Below are 13,021 nucleotides of genomic sequence, written 5' to 3'. Positions count from 1 at the left end.
GCGGATCACACCGTCACCCCCCACAATCCAGATCCTTCAGCCGCTGGTCCATCGACACCGAAGGCTGATCGCAGCCTGCATCCCCCACGATGCGCGCCGGCACGCCCGCCACCGTCTTGCAGCAGGGCACGTCCTGCAACACGACCGACCCCGCCGCGATGCGGCTGTTCGCGCCGATGCGGATATTGCCCAGCACCTTCGCACCCGCCCCGATCAGCACACCGTCGCAGATCTTCGGGTGGCGGTCTTCCTCTTCCTTGCCGGTGCCGCCCAGCGTCACCGAATGCAACATCGAGACGTTGTTGCCCACCACCGCCGTCTCGCCGATCACGATCGAATGGGCATGGTCGATCATCACCCCGCGCCCGATCCGCGCCGCCGGGTGAATATCGACCCCGAACATTTCCGAGGTGCGCATCTGCACGAAATAGGCCATGTCCCGCCGCCCCTGCCGCCACAGCCAATGCGCCACACGATAGGATTGCAGCGCCTGGAACCCCTTGAAGAACAACAGCGGCTGCAAAAAGCGATGGCAAGCCGGGTCGCGTTCGAACACCGCGACCAGATCGGCCCGCGCCGCCTGCGCCAGATCGGGGTCCGCGCCATAGGCCTCATCGGCGATCTCGCGCAGGATCTGCTCACTCATCTCGCCCGACGCCAGCTTGAGCGAGAACCGATAGGCCAGCGACCGTTCCAGACTGCCATGATGCAGCACGCCCGAATGGATCAGCCCGCCCAACAGCGGCTCATCGCGCACCGCGGCGCGGGCCTCGTCGCAGATCCGCGACCAGACCGGATCGATCGCGGTCACTTTCGCTTTGGTTTCCACCATCTCGGCACCTCTCGGCTTGTGCGTCCAACCTATCACATAGGTCGCAGCCCTGATAGCGGAAGGCGCGGGCGGAAAAAACCCGCCATTGCAACGCCGCTGATGCAATGCCCCGGCAACCAGCGCAATGGCCGCCAGAAACCCCGGATCCGACAGCCGCGGTTCGGGGGGCAGCAGGGCCCCCGCCTGCGCCGCCCCCCACAGGCTGCCATTGCCCCAGGCCGGATGCGCCCGGCCAAACCGCTTGCGGTATAGATCGGCCGCATGGGCCCGATCCAGCAACCGGCCCAGCGCCGCCTCGGCCTCTGCCTGCGGCAAATCGCACACCCGCCGGGCCGCGGCGATCAGATCTCCCCAAAGAACCGCACGCATCCGCCCCCACGCGCCCTACAGCCCCGGCAGGCTGATCTGCAGGTAATGCACCGCCAGCCGCACCCTGCCGCCGCCCGCGAAAACCCCGCCCTCGGCGCTCAGAACCAGCGGCTCGGGCGCATAAAATGTCATCGGCGCGGACAACATCCCCCGCACCCAGGACCCGCCCGACAGGCCCAGCCCCGTGCCGAACCGATCCTCGGCCCCCGGATTGCCCAGCCGCCAGCCGCTCAGCGTGCCCGCGATGGCCTCGGTCACCCGCCCGCTGACCCCGATCACCATCGCGCCCGCCGGGATGATCGCCTGCGTCACAGAAAGGTCCCCCCCTGTCACGATATGGTCGATCTCGGCCAGCCCCGCGACCAGCCCCGCACCATGCGCTGACAGCGTCAGCGCCCCGGGCACCCAATCCTCGCCATCGTGCATCACCTGCAGCCCCTGATCGGCGACAAACCCGCGCCAGCCATAGCCCGGGGTCGCAAAGACCCAGCCACCGTTCGTGCCGATCGCAACCTTGCCCTCCTGCCCGCTCCAGGCATTGACCGCACCGACGGGCACACCATAGCAGACCCCATCGCCCGCCACCCCCGGCGGCACCGCCTGCGTGACCGATTGCAGCACCAGGTTCACCAGCCCGTCCAGCCGCGCCAGCGCCTCGTTCACGGTCACATGCTTTTGCGCCTGCGCCGGTTGCAGCAGCGGCAGCGCCAGTCGGTTTGTCTCAGTCATTGATCGTGACTCCTGTGAATGGTCCGGGCCCGAAGACCTCAGAGATTTGTGCAACCGCAATTTCAAAGGCCCCCGTCAGGCCATCGCTGTCGCGCATCGCGGCGGTGTAGTCCCACGCCGGCGCGGTCGTGACCGCTTCGCGCCGGATCGAGCCCCCCTGCAGCACCCGCACCAGATAGGCCTCGCGCGCCTCACCCAGCGGCACATCCAGCGCGGACCAGTTGTCGCCATCGATCCGCGTGCGCCGCACCCAGCGGATCGCCCAATCCGCCCCCGACCGCTGCGCCCGCAGATGGCAGGGCGACAGCGGCCGCAGCCCGATCCCCTTGAAGGCCTCGACCCGGTGGACATAGGAAGGATCGTCATAGGGCCGCGCCGCCGTGCCGATGCGATAATGCCGCGCCACATCCCGCGCCGAGGACGCCAGCGTGATCTGCTGCGGCGCGCCATCCATCAGCACGACCATGCTGCCCGCGGGCCAGACCTCGGGCAGGATCGCATCGCTGCCCGCCTGACCGCGCAACCGCATCGAGATGTCCCACACCCCCGGCTCCACCGGCAGGGCTTCAGCGAATTGCATCACCTCCCAGCGGTCAGAACTGCCATCGCCGATCGCCAGCACATTCGCCCCCGCTAGCACCCGCGCGGCGGATGCCGCCTCCAGCGTGCCGCCCTTGACCCGAACCCGCAGCACCGGGCCCCTGTCCCACAGACCGGGCCGCGCCGCCGGCAACGGCACCAACGTCTGCCCGATCACGGCCGGTCGCTCGATCAGCCGGTTCAGCGCATAACCTGCGTCCTCGGGCGCGGAATAAACCGCCACACTGCCCGGCCAGGGCGTCGCCGCCACCGCCAGATGCGGCACATGGGGCAGCTCCTCGCCGGTCAGCAGCGGCAGATCCAGGAACAGTGGCAAAACCGGCACGGGGGCAGCAAAGGGCGCGGGCAGAACCCGCTCCTCCGCCTCATCCGAGGCCTGATAGATCCCCGGCTCGACCCGCACTGCCTCAAGACGCCGCGCCCCCGCAACCTCGGCCCGGTCGATGCGATAGCGCCGCACACGGTCCTGATGCGTCAGCTCGACCACATCGCCCGCCCCCAGATGGCCCAGTGACGGCGGCAGCGCAAAGGCCACCCCATCGCGCGCCACCCGCGCCTCGGCCAGCCAGCGTTCGGCGATGCGGTGCCCCTCGGACCGCGTCAGCGCAAGCGCCAGCTCGGTCCCCGCCACGCCGCTGGCCCGCTCATCGGGCATCAGCGCCTCGACCGCGCGGATCTCATAATCGCCATCGGCCTCGACATAGGCCAGCCGCACCCGCCCCGCCACCTCGGCCTCGGGCGCGCGCACCGCTTCCAGCGCGGGCCCCTCGCCCAGCGCAAGGCTATCCGGGCCCAGCCGCGCCGCAACGCGCCCATCGCGCATGGCAAAGACCAGCCGCCCGTCGCGTTCGACCGCATCAAAGCCATAGGCCAGCATCAGCGCCTGCAACAGCGCCCGTCCGCTCAGGCCCGGGGCCGGCTGATAGCCCCGCACCACCCCATAAAGCGCGCTGACATCCACATCTGCCAGCCCCGCCGCGCCACAGATCTCGGCCACCACATTGGCCAGCGGCTGCGCCGTGACCCGGCCCGAAATCCAATGCCCGCGGGCATGGTTCCCGCCATCCGACCACAGATCAAGATTGCCCGGAAACTGCGGATAGGGCCGCGCATCCCAGGCCCAGACATGCGACCGCGCCACATCCAGCATTGGCCCGCCATAGATCTCGGACACCGGGTTCACCGCGGGGTCTGTCCAGTAATCAGTCATCACCCGCAGATACTGCATCTGGATCAGCTCATCGCGCCGCCCGTCCGAATAGTGCGGCAATTGCGATTCCGAGCTTTTGGGGTCCAGAAACTTGTTGGGCTCATTCGTGCCCTTGTCCACCGCGGCACAGCCCAGTTCCGTAAACCAGACCGGCTTCGATCGCGGCACCCAGGGCGTGGCCTCGACCTGCCGCAGGCCCCCGATCCGTTCGTGGTGGGGGTTGTCCCACCACGAACGGATGTCCTTGTAACGCCATATCCAGGGTTCACCCAGCGGATCCTCGATCGGCGTGCGGATCTGCGCATCCCGATGCGCCTGCGAGGCATAGAACCAGTCATAGCCCTCACCACCCTCGACATTGGCGCGCAGGTAATCGGGGTTGTAGATCGATCCCCAATGCGCATCGGCATGATCCTCGCCCGCGCGCCAATCCGACAGGGGCATGTAGTTGTCGATGCCGATGAAATCGATGTTCTCATCCGCCCAAAGCGGGTCCAGGTGAAAGAACCTGTCCCCCGCCTCGGTCTGATAGCCGAAATATTCCGACCAGTCGGCGGCATAGCCGATCTTGCAGTCCGGCCCCAGAATCGCGCGCACATCCGCGGCCAGCGCGCGCAGCGCCGCCACGGCCGGAAAGCTGTTGCCCGGCCCCCGAATCTGCGTCAGCGCCCGCATCTCGGACCCGATGCAAAACGCATCCACCCCGCCCGCCATGGCGCACAGCCGCGCGTAATGCAGGATGAAACGGCGCAACGACCATTCCTGCGGCCCCCCATAATCCACGGTCCCCGATGCGGGCGCGAAATCCCCCGGTGCCGCCGTGCCAAAGAACGCTGCTACCTCGGCCTCTGCCGCCGCCGTTTCATCGGGGCTACCGGGCTGGCCGGGGGCGGCCGACAGCGTGATCCGGCCACGCCAGGGCAGAACCGGCTGATCCGCCGCCCCCGTCCAGGGATCGGTCAACCCATTGCCCGCCAGTTGCTCCATCAGGATGAAGGGATAGAAGGTCACCGCCTTGCCCGCCGCCTTCAGCGCCGCGATCGCCTCCAGCACTGCGGCATCGGCAGGCGTGCCGCCATAGACCGGACGCCCGTCCAGCCGCGCCACCTCTTGCGCGGCATCCCGCGCCAGCCCGGAAACCCGCCAGGGCATCGGCACGCCGTCGACCGCCACAGTCTCGACCTTGGGCTTGATCCGGCACTGCCCGCAGCGCAGATCGTCGCCAAACCACGACACCACCAGCGACACCGCACCACAGTTCGGCAGCTCTTCCTCCAGCGCCACAAGCGAGGTGCGCAGGTCCGTCAGCCCCGAGGGGCTGTTTTCATTCACCGCCACCTTCTCACCCAGGCCCAGATCGTGATGCACCGGCGTCGTCGCCAGCGCATATTCGCCCGTGCCCGGGATCATCGCGACCGCCCGGATGCCCCGCGTCAAATCCGGCAGCGGGTCCACCAAAGGCCCCTGCGCCGGGCGCACCACCTCAAAGCTGAACAGCGGCACGCGGTTGCCAAACCGCTCCAGCGCCAGTTCCTCGATCACCACATAAGCAATGCCGCGATAGGCCGGCGCCTGACCGATCCCCTCAACCGCCTCGATCTTCGGGTCCGGCAGCTGATCCTCGGCCCCGGTATAGACCCGGATGTTCAGATCGCGCGGCGCCAGCTCGATCCCGTCCGCCCAGATGCGCCCGACCCGCAGGATCTCGCCCTCGCACAGCGCCAACGCCAGGCTGACCGAATAGCTATAGCTGGTCACACTCTGGCGCGGCGCACCCTTGCCGCCACGCTGGGTCCGCGCCGTCTCGATAAAGCGGGTGGCCCAGATCACCTGCCCGGGCAGCCGCATCCGCCCCCACAGCCGCGCCACCCCCTCACCCTCTGAGGCGCTGGTCAGGCGGAACCGGTCCACCCGCCCCGTCTCGACGCTGGCCGACCCGCCGCCCAGCAGCTTCTGGTCGATCGCCCGGCCCAGCGTGGCGCCCACCGCGCGCCCGATCACCGCCCCGGACAGGCCCAGCACCGTGCCGCCAAAGCCCGCACCAATCGCGGCCCCCGCCGCCGAAAGCAATATCGTCGCCATCATCAGGCTCCTGAAGGAAAATTGAACCGCGCCACGATCCGCCGCTGCCAGGGGCGCGACAGCGGGCTTTCGATCACCCCATGCCCGGTATAGGCATGGATGAAACTGGCCCCCGCACCGATCCGGGCCGCAATGCCCAGGTGCTTGGCCACCGCCCCCTCGCGCATCCGGAACAACAGCACCTCACCCGGGGCCTGCGGCACGCATCCCGGCAGTGCCACCAGATGACGCAGCGCCGCCGCCCACAACAGTTCATCCCGCTGCGGTTCGGACCAGTCGGACGTATAGGGCGGCACCGCCTCGGGCTCGGCGCCGTAAAGCGTGCGCCAGATGCCGCGCAACAGGCCCAGACAGTCCGTCCCCACACCGCGCGCCGCGCCCTGATGCAGATAGGGCGTGCCCAGCCAATCGCGCGCAATCGCCTCTGCCCGAAGCCCGATCATCGGAACAGGCTCCCGCCATCATTGCTGCGCCCCGACACCGGGTAAGAGGTCAGCCAGTCTTCACCTGGAATATGCGGAAAGCCGCGGAAGTTGTTGAAATTGGCAAACTTCATCCGGCAAGTATCAGCCCGCCGGTCACAGCCCGCCACGATCCGCACCCGGTCGCCCGGCGCCACCGCCGCCCCCAACCGCTGCCACAATTCCACCGTGCGGCTTCCGTCCGCGTTCAGCCGGTCGTTCTTGACCACACCGTCCAGCCCCGCCGCAGCCCCATCCAGCACCTCAAACCGGCCCTTCTCGAACCAGCGATCCGCAAACCCCGCCATCTGCGCAAACTGAAACAGCCGCGCGTCGGTCACCGCCTCGACCACCCGTTCCACCACATAGTCCGGCGTGGTCAGATCAAAGCGGCACTGCGCATCGCCCAGAACCGCCGCACAGGCCGGATGGTAGATCCGCCCCGTTTCGGCACCCAGCGCCTCGCCCAGGCCCCGCAACTCGGCCCGGAACGCGCCCTCGGCCCGCGCCACCTCACCCAGATGGCCGCGAAAGATCAGCGCCCGGTCGCCCGGATCGGCCCAGTTCACCAGCCAGATCCGCACCTCGGCCCCGTCATAACGCCCCGCCAGCAGATCGGCCTCGCAGATCGCATCTGACCGCAGCGCGCCCAGCGCCTCGGTATTGTCCACCGACAGCCCCGTGGTCTGCTGCAGCGCCTGCGCCGTCATGCCGCTGTCAGGCGCAAAGTCCACACCGTCAAAGCGCAGCACCCGGTCGTGATCGGTGAACCCCAGCACCCGCCCGTCGCGGCGCCGGATTTCCCAGGCCCGCGCCAACGTCGTCGCACCCGTTGCCAGATGCGCCCGCAACCCGTCCGAATACCCGCTCATAGCCGCACCTCGATCACCGGAACCTGCGGCAGATCACCCGCCTGAAACGACGCCACCGAAACCTGGATCCGGTCGGTATCAAACCGCACCGGCACATCGAACTCGAACCCCGCCGTCACCCGCGCGCCCGGTGGCGGCGCCTCGGCAAAGGTGACCAGCCCTGTCGCCGGATCGACCCCGAACTGCACCGCCTCGGCCTGATGATCGCCCTGCAGCCCGACCTGCACGCTGCCTGCCACCGGCTTGGCAATCGGGCGCACATAGCTGACCCCGCCCGAGACATAGGTCTTGACCAGCTGGAACGCCGTGGTGACCCCGTCGCCGGTGCCGATGCGCTGATCCTCAAACCCCACCACCCCCGAGGCCGCGCAGGATTTGTAATCCGCCCAGTCCTTCCAGCGAAAGCCGTGCAGCTGCCCCTGACGCGCCTCGAAAAAGGCGATCAGCGCCTCGACATCGTCCAGACTGCGCAGCCCCACACCCGCATCATACCGCCTGCGCGAATGGGCCCAGGGGCTGTTACGCTCTTCATAGCCATTGGACAGGGTGACAATCTCGGTGCGCCGCTCGGGTCCCCCGATGGACCCAAAGCTCAGGTTCGCGGGAAAGCGGATTTCGTGAAAGGCCATGGTCTTCTCCTCAACGGTTGCGATCGCCACGCGCCAGCGCGCGCGACAGCTGTGCCGCGATCTGGCTCTGGCTGCGGGCAAAGCCCGCCACATCGGGGGTGGTGACATTCACCACCACATTGACCGCACGCCCCCCGCCCGCGGCCTGCACCCCCAGCCGCCCGTCAGGCCCACGCGCCAGCGGCATGATCGCTTCAGGGCCGGCCTCGCCCATCAACCCGCGTCCGCCCCGCATCGGGAACGTCACCGGCGAGGATACGACGCCCCCCTTGGCAAAGGGCATCACCCGCCCCTGCGCAAAGGCCCCACCCGCGGCAAAGGGCATCACCCCGCCAAGCAGGTCGGTCACCCCCTGTGCAATCGCCCCGCCCACCGCGTTTTGCACCGGCCGCATCGCCACGCCATAGACGCTGTCGGCCATCGTCCGCGCCACGCCCTGCAGCGCGTCCGACAGCTTCATCCCGTCAAAGACCAACCCGTCAAAGGCCCGCCGCAGGCCGCGGCCAAGGCTGTTGCTCAGAACGCCCGCCTCGCGCCCGGTGAACACCAGGCTTTCGCGCATGCGCCCCAGTTCGGCATTGAACGCCCCCGCCATCGCCTCGGCCCCGCCCAGACCGCGCTCAAGCGCCGCCGCCTGCTGGCCCAGACCGTCCAGCCCATCCACCTCGATCATCACCCGTTCCTTTTCCACCATCCGGCCCAACCGCATCCGGCCAGCGCGCGGCCAGCTCCTCCAGCCGCGCGCGCGTCAGCGGCGGCGCCCCGGCCGCCTCGCCCAGCATCAACGCCAGTTCCGCAGGCGTCAGCCGCCAGAAGGCCGCAGGCTCCAGCCCCAGTCCCCGGATGCCCACCCGCATCAGCCCCGGCCAATCCAGCCCGCTCATCGCCGCCCCGGCCCCATTCCTGACGCCGTTCCCGGCGCCGATCCCGGAACCGTGAAGGCCCGCGTCAACAACGTCGCCGCCACCCGTGCCGCCTCGACAGGGCCACCGCCGATCTCGACCGTGCGCAGATCCTCGACCGTGCCCTGCCAACCGCCACCCCGCAGCCCCGCCACCAGCAGCGCCAGCACATCGCGCGTGCTGAACGCCCCCGTTTCAAAACGCTCGACCATGGCGATCATGCTGCCCTCGGCCAGCTCCGCCTCCAGCTCGGCCAGCGCCCCCAGCGTCAACCGCGCGACATGGCGCCGGCCATCCAGCCAGACCGCCACCTCTCCTGCCCAGGGGTTCGCCATCAGATCGCCGTAAAGCTCAGGGCCCCGGCCGAGGCCATGCTCAGCTCATAGGTGGCCTCGCCATTGTGGCTGCCCGCATATTCGATCGCCGTGATCATGAAGGGCCCCTGCACGATGCCGAAATCGGGGATGATGACCTGGAACTGCGGCACCTCGCCGTCGAAAAAGATCTGCCGCGCGCGTTCATCCGTCGCGGCATCGCGAAACACCCCCGACCCCGAAATCGCTGCTGATCGCACCCCCGCGCCGCCCAGCAATTCGCGCCATCCGCCCTGCGATTCCAGGCTGGTCACATCCACCGTTTCCGCGTTGAAGCTGATGCGCGAGGCGCGCAGCCCCGCGATGGTCTCAAACTGCCCGCCCCCATTCAGGTCGAGCTTGATCAGAAGGTCCTTGCCATTCTGCGCCGCCATATTGTCTCTCCGATTGAATGATGAATTGCCCGCCGCCGGGCCAGCCCGATGCGCTCAGCCCTCCAGCCGGGCGCGAAACACCAGATCGATGCGCCGCAGCGCGCCCGTGTCCACCCGCCGCGCCCGCGCGCGCAGGAACCAGATCCCCACGACCCGCCCGCGCGTCAGCGTCAACGCCGCGCCCACCAGCGCATCCGACACCGCCGCCGCCACCGCCTTGGCGGCCTGAAAGCCCGCCGCATCCGTGATCACCGAAACGGTGAAATCATGCTCCGCCCCGCTGCCACTGACATCCGATGCATCACGCACATCTTCCGGGCCAAGGCTGACATAGGTTCCCGCCACGGGCCCGGGCGGGACCGCATCGAACACCGCCTCGCCCACCAGCCCCGCCACCTGTGCATCGCCCCGCAGTCGCTGATAGACCGCCGCCTGCAACGCCGCGCCCATGCCATAGCTCATGCGACCACCTCCTCTTGGGCAAAACAGACCAGGTAATGGCCGCGCGGATCGGCCTCGGTGACGGCCAGGATGCGAAAGATCCGCGCGCCCTCGCGAAAGCGCTGATCGGGCCGGGGCCGCGCGGGCGCCCCCACGGGTGCGGCCCGCACCGTGATGCGCAACGACACGCTGGCCAGCGTCCCCACCGCGCCCGCCCGCGCCCGCCCGGTGCCGGGCCTGACCTCGGCCCAAAGCGTGCCCTGCGCGCGCCAGACCAGATCAAAGCCCCCCGCGCCATCGGCCACCCGCTCGGGCGCCTCAAGCACCAGCGCACGGTTCAGAACGGGGGGCTTCATACCCGGCTCCCCAGGCTGCGCACCGTGCGCCAGCGCTCGATCAGCGCCATAACGCCAAAGGGCATCGCCCCGCCCGCGCCCATACCTTCATGGCGCAGCTCGTAATACTGCGCCGCCAGCAGGAACACCGCCTGCGCCAGATCGACCGGCAGGTCCGCCCAGTCCGGCCCGAATCCCGCGATAAAGGCAACCTCAACCACGCCCCCCGGCGGGATCGCGACCAGCGCCCCGCCCACCGCCTGCAGCCGGGGCCGCGCCAGATCCGCCACCAGCCGGTAGCGCGCCGGATCAACCAGCACCTCGGCCCCGTCGCGCGCCCGCATCCGCACCGCACCCAGCGCGCGCACCGGGGCCACCGGCAACGGCTGACAGGCCTCGCCACGCCAACGCTCCAGCACCAGCACGAATTCGCGCGCCATCAGCACCTTGCTGGTCCGCCCCTCGATCGCGGCCATCGCCGCGCGCAGATAGGCCTCCAGCGCGGCATCCTCGGCGCCCGGATCGGCAAAGCCCGTGCCCAGCCGCAAATGGTCGCGAAACTGCGCCAGCGGCAGCGCCGCGCCGGGCACCGCCGTCACTTCGTTCAGCATCATCGGAACTCTCCTGAAATCCTCCCCCGGGGGCCCCGGGGCATCGGGCGCGGACCCTCCCGCCATCGCTCGGACGGAGGGAGCAGCTAGACAACAGCGGTCAAGCCCGCGCCCGCCCGAAACCGGGGGTCACCCCCCGGCCCGATCCGCCAGCCTCAGGCGATGGCGAACTTCAGCAACTTGATCGCCGCGAAATCGCTGACATCGCCGCCCACGCGCTTGGACGCATAAAACAGCACATGCGGCTTGGCCGAGAAGGGATCGCGCAGCACCCGCAGGTCGGGACGCTCGGCAATCGTGTAACCGTTGCGGAAATCGCCAAAGGCAATCGCATGGGCATTCGGGCCGATATCGGGCATGTCCTCGGCGATCAGCACCGGATAGCCCATCAGCCGCGCCGGCTCATGCGCCTGCAGACCGTCGGTCCACAGGAAACGGCCATCGGCATCCTTCATCTTGCGCACCGCACCGGCGGTCTTCGAATTCATCACGAAGGTCGCATTGGCGCGGTATTCGGCATCCAGCGCATAGACCAGATCGACGATCGCATCGCTGGCATTGGTCGCGGCGAAATCGCCCTCATTGCCGGTGGCGACATAGCCCAGGTTGCCCCAGCTCCAGGCCTCCTCGGGCACGGTGGCATGGGTCAGAAAGCCGCGGGGCTTGTCCACGCCATCGCCGCCGACAAAGGCCGCCGCCTCGGCGCGGGCGAATTTGTCGGCGATGCGGCCCGCCAGCCAGCCCTCGATGTCAAAGGCACTGTCGTCCAGCAACCGCTGGCTGGCCTTCGGCATCGCCGACAGCTCATGCAGCGGAATGCTGATCCGGTCGATCTGCGGCGTGCCGGTCTCGGTCAGGCTGGCCGTTTCGGTGGCCCAGCCCGATCCCATCTCGGAATGATCCACCAGCACATCGAACGAGGTCGCCTCGACATTCACCACATTGGCGATCTGCCGGATCGAGGCGGTGGCCTTCAGCACGCCCCGGATCGCCTCGGATGTCTGCGGATCCACCAGATAGCCGCCCTCGGCCGCCACCTGCGTGTTCAGTGCCTTGCCCTCCAGCACAAGGCCGCGCAGGCCATCATCATCGCCGGTCCGCAGATAGGCGCCAAAGGCCTTCAGATGCGGCGCCTCATCATGGGCGGCGGCCGAAAGGGCCGGACGCCCGGTGGTCATGGTCTTGGTCTGAAGCATGGTAAAACGCTCTTCCTGCTGTTGAAACTTCACTTTGATATCGTCCTGAAAGCCTTTGACTTCCCTCAGGAAACCGGCCAGCTCGGCCGTAACTTCCCGGATTGCCTCCGGGCCTTCAGCCAGGGGCACACCGGCCCCGGCCGCGATCTCGGTCTTCATCTTGCCTCCATCTCGATGGTTGGAAAAATCCGCTCGCCTCAGCGATCCGCCAGGCTGGCCGTCGCTTCACGCAGCGCCCCCGCCAGATCCTGCAACGCAGCCCCGGCCCGGTCGCCGACAATGTCCCCCGCCTTGGCCGCCACCCGCGCCTCACGCAGCATCGGAAAGGTCACCAGCGACACCTCCCACAGCTCCAGCTCCATCAGGCTGCGTCGGCCCTGGGCATCCTTTCCCGCCGCGATCGTGCGATAACCGATCGACAGCCCGTCAATCGCCCCCGCCGCGATCAGCGCCGCCGCCTCACGCGCGCGGGCCACCTCGGGCAAAAGCCGGCCGCGGACGAACAGCCCGCGATCGTCCTCGCGGATCTCTTCCCAGATCCCGATCGGCTCGCCCGGATCATGCTGCCACAGCATTTTGACCGATCCGCCGCGCGCCGCGAGGCGTTCCAGCGACCGCGCATAGGCCCCGCGCTGCACCACATCGCCGCCCTGATCGGCCAGCCCGAACAGGCTGGCATAGCCTTCGACCCGAAGCCCCTCCAGCTGCACCGCGCCCTGCTGGCAGAACTTCAATTCCAGCCCATATTCTGCTGTATTCATGTGACTTTCCTACCTTGGGGCATATTCCAGAATGCCCTGAACCGCCTGCGTCAGGATCACCGCCACGACGCCATAGACCGTCATCCACAGCCGCCGCTCCAGCCCCTCGATCAGCGCCTCGATCCGGCCCAGCCGCCGGTCCACCTGGCTGAACTGCAGCTCCATGATCCGCTCGGTCGCCTCAAAGCGCTGCTCGTGAATCTCGAACGGCTCTTTCAGATAGCGCGATCCCCCCTCGGCCAT

At 68.6% G+C, this 13,021-nt stretch carries 16 protein-coding genes and 1 pseudogene; all 17 read right to left on the bottom strand.

Going from position 1 to position 13,021, the window contains the following annotated elements; translation table 11 throughout:
- Window positions 1–13 precede the first annotated feature (13 nt).
- Window positions 14–832: a serine O-acetyltransferase gene (gene cysE, locus MXB90_RS07030; protein ID WP_250043029.1), complete on the bottom strand. Its 819-nt coding sequence runs from the start codon at window positions 830–832 to the stop codon at window positions 14–16.
- A 117-nt stretch (window positions 833–949) separates the two neighbouring features.
- Window positions 950–1,201, bottom strand: a pseudogene (locus tag MXB90_RS17840) (DUF7742 family protein); the annotation flags it as partial.
- 15 nt (window positions 1,202–1,216) lie between these two features.
- Window positions 1,217–1,930, bottom strand: coding sequence for a DUF2793 domain-containing protein (locus MXB90_RS07025; RefSeq protein ID WP_250042848.1), 714 nt, complete (start codon window positions 1,928–1,930; stop codon window positions 1,217–1,219).
- Window positions 1,923–5,822 carry a baseplate multidomain protein megatron gene (locus MXB90_RS07020; protein ID WP_250042846.1) on the bottom strand — a complete coding sequence of 1,300 codons (3,900 nt, stop codon included), beginning with the start codon at window positions 5,820–5,822 and terminating at the stop codon, window positions 1,923–1,925. The genes MXB90_RS07025 and MXB90_RS07020 overlap by 8 nt, the downstream gene beginning before the upstream one ends.
- A gap of 2 nt (window positions 5,823–5,824) precedes the next feature.
- Entirely contained in the window at window positions 5,825–6,265 is a 441-nt protein-coding gene (locus MXB90_RS07015; protein WP_250042836.1) for a C40 family peptidase, read from the bottom strand.
- Window positions 6,262–7,155 carry a DUF2163 domain-containing protein gene (locus tag MXB90_RS07010; protein ID WP_250042834.1) on the bottom strand — a complete coding sequence of 298 codons (894 nt, stop codon included), beginning with the start codon at window positions 7,153–7,155 and terminating at the stop codon, window positions 6,262–6,264. Before MXB90_RS07010 ends, MXB90_RS07015 begins: the two co-directional genes overlap by 4 nt.
- Window positions 7,152–7,784: a DUF2460 domain-containing protein gene (locus MXB90_RS07005; RefSeq protein WP_250042832.1), complete on the bottom strand. Its 633-nt coding sequence runs from the start codon at window positions 7,782–7,784 to the stop codon at window positions 7,152–7,154. The genes MXB90_RS07010 and MXB90_RS07005 overlap by 4 nt, the downstream gene beginning before the upstream one ends.
- 10 nt (window positions 7,785–7,794) lie before the next feature.
- A complete protein-coding gene (locus MXB90_RS07000; protein ID WP_250042830.1) occupies window positions 7,795–8,457 on the bottom strand; it encodes a phage tail tape measure protein in 663 nt (220 codons plus the stop codon).
- Window positions 8,405–8,668 carry a rcc01693 family protein gene (locus MXB90_RS06995; protein ID WP_250042828.1) on the bottom strand — a complete coding sequence of 88 codons (264 nt, stop codon included), beginning with the start codon at window positions 8,666–8,668 and terminating at the stop codon, window positions 8,405–8,407. The genes MXB90_RS07000 and MXB90_RS06995 overlap by 53 nt, the downstream gene beginning before the upstream one ends.
- The gene (locus MXB90_RS06990; RefSeq protein ID WP_250042826.1) at window positions 8,665–9,021 is read right to left on the bottom strand and encodes a gene transfer agent family protein; all 357 of its coding nucleotides are present in this window, start codon (window positions 9,019–9,021) and stop codon (window positions 8,665–8,667) included. Before MXB90_RS06990 ends, MXB90_RS06995 begins: the two co-directional genes overlap by 4 nt.
- Window positions 9,021–9,434 (bottom strand): phage major tail protein, TP901-1 family, encoded by a 414-nt coding sequence (locus MXB90_RS06985; RefSeq protein ID WP_250042824.1) that lies wholly within the window; start codon window positions 9,432–9,434, stop codon window positions 9,021–9,023. Before MXB90_RS06985 ends, MXB90_RS06990 begins: the two co-directional genes overlap by 1 nt.
- A gap of 54 nt (window positions 9,435–9,488) precedes the next feature.
- Window positions 9,489–9,896 (bottom strand): DUF3168 domain-containing protein, encoded by a 408-nt coding sequence (locus MXB90_RS06980; protein ID WP_250042823.1) that lies wholly within the window; start codon window positions 9,894–9,896, stop codon window positions 9,489–9,491.
- Entirely contained in the window at window positions 9,893–10,231 is a 339-nt protein-coding gene (locus MXB90_RS06975; RefSeq protein ID WP_250042822.1) for a head-tail adaptor protein, read from the bottom strand. Before MXB90_RS06975 ends, MXB90_RS06980 begins: the two co-directional genes overlap by 4 nt.
- On the bottom strand, window positions 10,228–10,824 hold the full coding sequence (locus MXB90_RS06970; protein WP_250042821.1) for a head-tail connector protein: 597 nt from the start codon (window positions 10,822–10,824) through the stop codon (window positions 10,228–10,230). Before MXB90_RS06970 ends, MXB90_RS06975 begins: the two co-directional genes overlap by 4 nt.
- Before the next feature lie 152 nt (window positions 10,825–10,976).
- The gene (locus MXB90_RS06965; protein ID WP_250042820.1) at window positions 10,977–12,176 is read right to left on the bottom strand and encodes a phage major capsid protein; all 1,200 of its coding nucleotides are present in this window, start codon (window positions 12,174–12,176) and stop codon (window positions 10,977–10,979) included.
- A gap of 38 nt (window positions 12,177–12,214) precedes the next feature.
- Window positions 12,215–12,778: an HK97 family phage prohead protease gene (locus MXB90_RS06960; protein WP_250042819.1), complete on the bottom strand. Its 564-nt coding sequence runs from the start codon at window positions 12,776–12,778 to the stop codon at window positions 12,215–12,217.
- A 9-nt stretch (window positions 12,779–12,787) separates the two neighbouring features.
- On the bottom strand, window positions 12,788–13,021 hold the full coding sequence (locus tag MXB90_RS06955; protein WP_250042810.1) for a GTA head formation protein, RCAP_rcc01685 family: 234 nt from the start codon (window positions 13,019–13,021) through the stop codon (window positions 12,788–12,790).

It is taken from the genome of Phaeovulum molybdatiresistens (assembly GCF_023544865.1).
Lineage (GTDB): Bacteria > Pseudomonadota > Alphaproteobacteria > Rhodobacterales > Rhodobacteraceae > Pontitalea.
Note: the sequence above shows the minus strand (reverse complement) of the source record. Positions and strands in the feature narration are given on the sequence as shown.

Coding starts and splice junctions, on each gene's coding strand:
- cysE (WP_250043029.1), bottom strand. CDS start 832: ATGGTGGAAACCAAAGCGAAAGTGACCGCGATCGATCCGGTCTGGTCG.
- MXB90_RS07025 (WP_250042848.1), bottom strand. CDS start 1,930: ATGACTGAGACAAACCGACTGGCGCTGCCGCTGCTGCAACCGGCGCAG.
- MXB90_RS07020 (WP_250042846.1), bottom strand. CDS start 5,822: ATGGCGACGATATTGCTTTCGGCGGCGGGGGCCGCGATTGGTGCGGGC.
- MXB90_RS07015 (WP_250042836.1), bottom strand. CDS start 6,265: ATGATCGGGCTTCGGGCAGAGGCGATTGCGCGCGATTGGCTGGGCACG.
- MXB90_RS07010 (WP_250042834.1), bottom strand. CDS start 7,155: ATGAGCGGGTATTCGGACGGGTTGCGGGCGCATCTGGCAACGGGTGCG.
- MXB90_RS07005 (WP_250042832.1), bottom strand. CDS start 7,784: ATGGCCTTTCACGAAATCCGCTTTCCCGCGAACCTGAGCTTTGGGTCC.
- MXB90_RS07000 (WP_250042830.1), bottom strand. CDS start 8,457: ATGATCGAGGTGGATGGGCTGGACGGTCTGGGCCAGCAGGCGGCGGCG.
- MXB90_RS06995 (WP_250042828.1), bottom strand. CDS start 8,668: ATGAGCGGGCTGGATTGGCCGGGGCTGATGCGGGTGGGCATCCGGGGA.
- MXB90_RS06990 (WP_250042826.1), bottom strand. CDS start 9,021: ATGGCGAACCCCTGGGCAGGAGAGGTGGCGGTCTGGCTGGATGGCCGG.
- MXB90_RS06985 (WP_250042824.1), bottom strand. CDS start 9,434: ATGGCGGCGCAGAATGGCAAGGACCTTCTGATCAAGCTCGACCTGAAT.
- MXB90_RS06980 (WP_250042823.1), bottom strand. CDS start 9,896: ATGAGCTATGGCATGGGCGCGGCGTTGCAGGCGGCGGTCTATCAGCGA.
- MXB90_RS06975 (WP_250042822.1), bottom strand. CDS start 10,231: ATGAAGCCCCCCGTTCTGAACCGTGCGCTGGTGCTTGAGGCGCCCGAG.
- MXB90_RS06970 (WP_250042821.1), bottom strand. CDS start 10,824: ATGATGCTGAACGAAGTGACGGCGGTGCCCGGCGCGGCGCTGCCGCTG.
- MXB90_RS06965 (WP_250042820.1), bottom strand. CDS start 12,176: ATGAAGACCGAGATCGCGGCCGGGGCCGGTGTGCCCCTGGCTGAAGGC.
- MXB90_RS06960 (WP_250042819.1), bottom strand. CDS start 12,778: ATGAATACAGCAGAATATGGGCTGGAATTGAAGTTCTGCCAGCAGGGC.
- MXB90_RS06955 (WP_250042810.1), bottom strand. CDS start 13,021: ATGGCCGAGGGGGGATCGCGCTATCTGAAAGAGCCGTTCGAGATTCAC.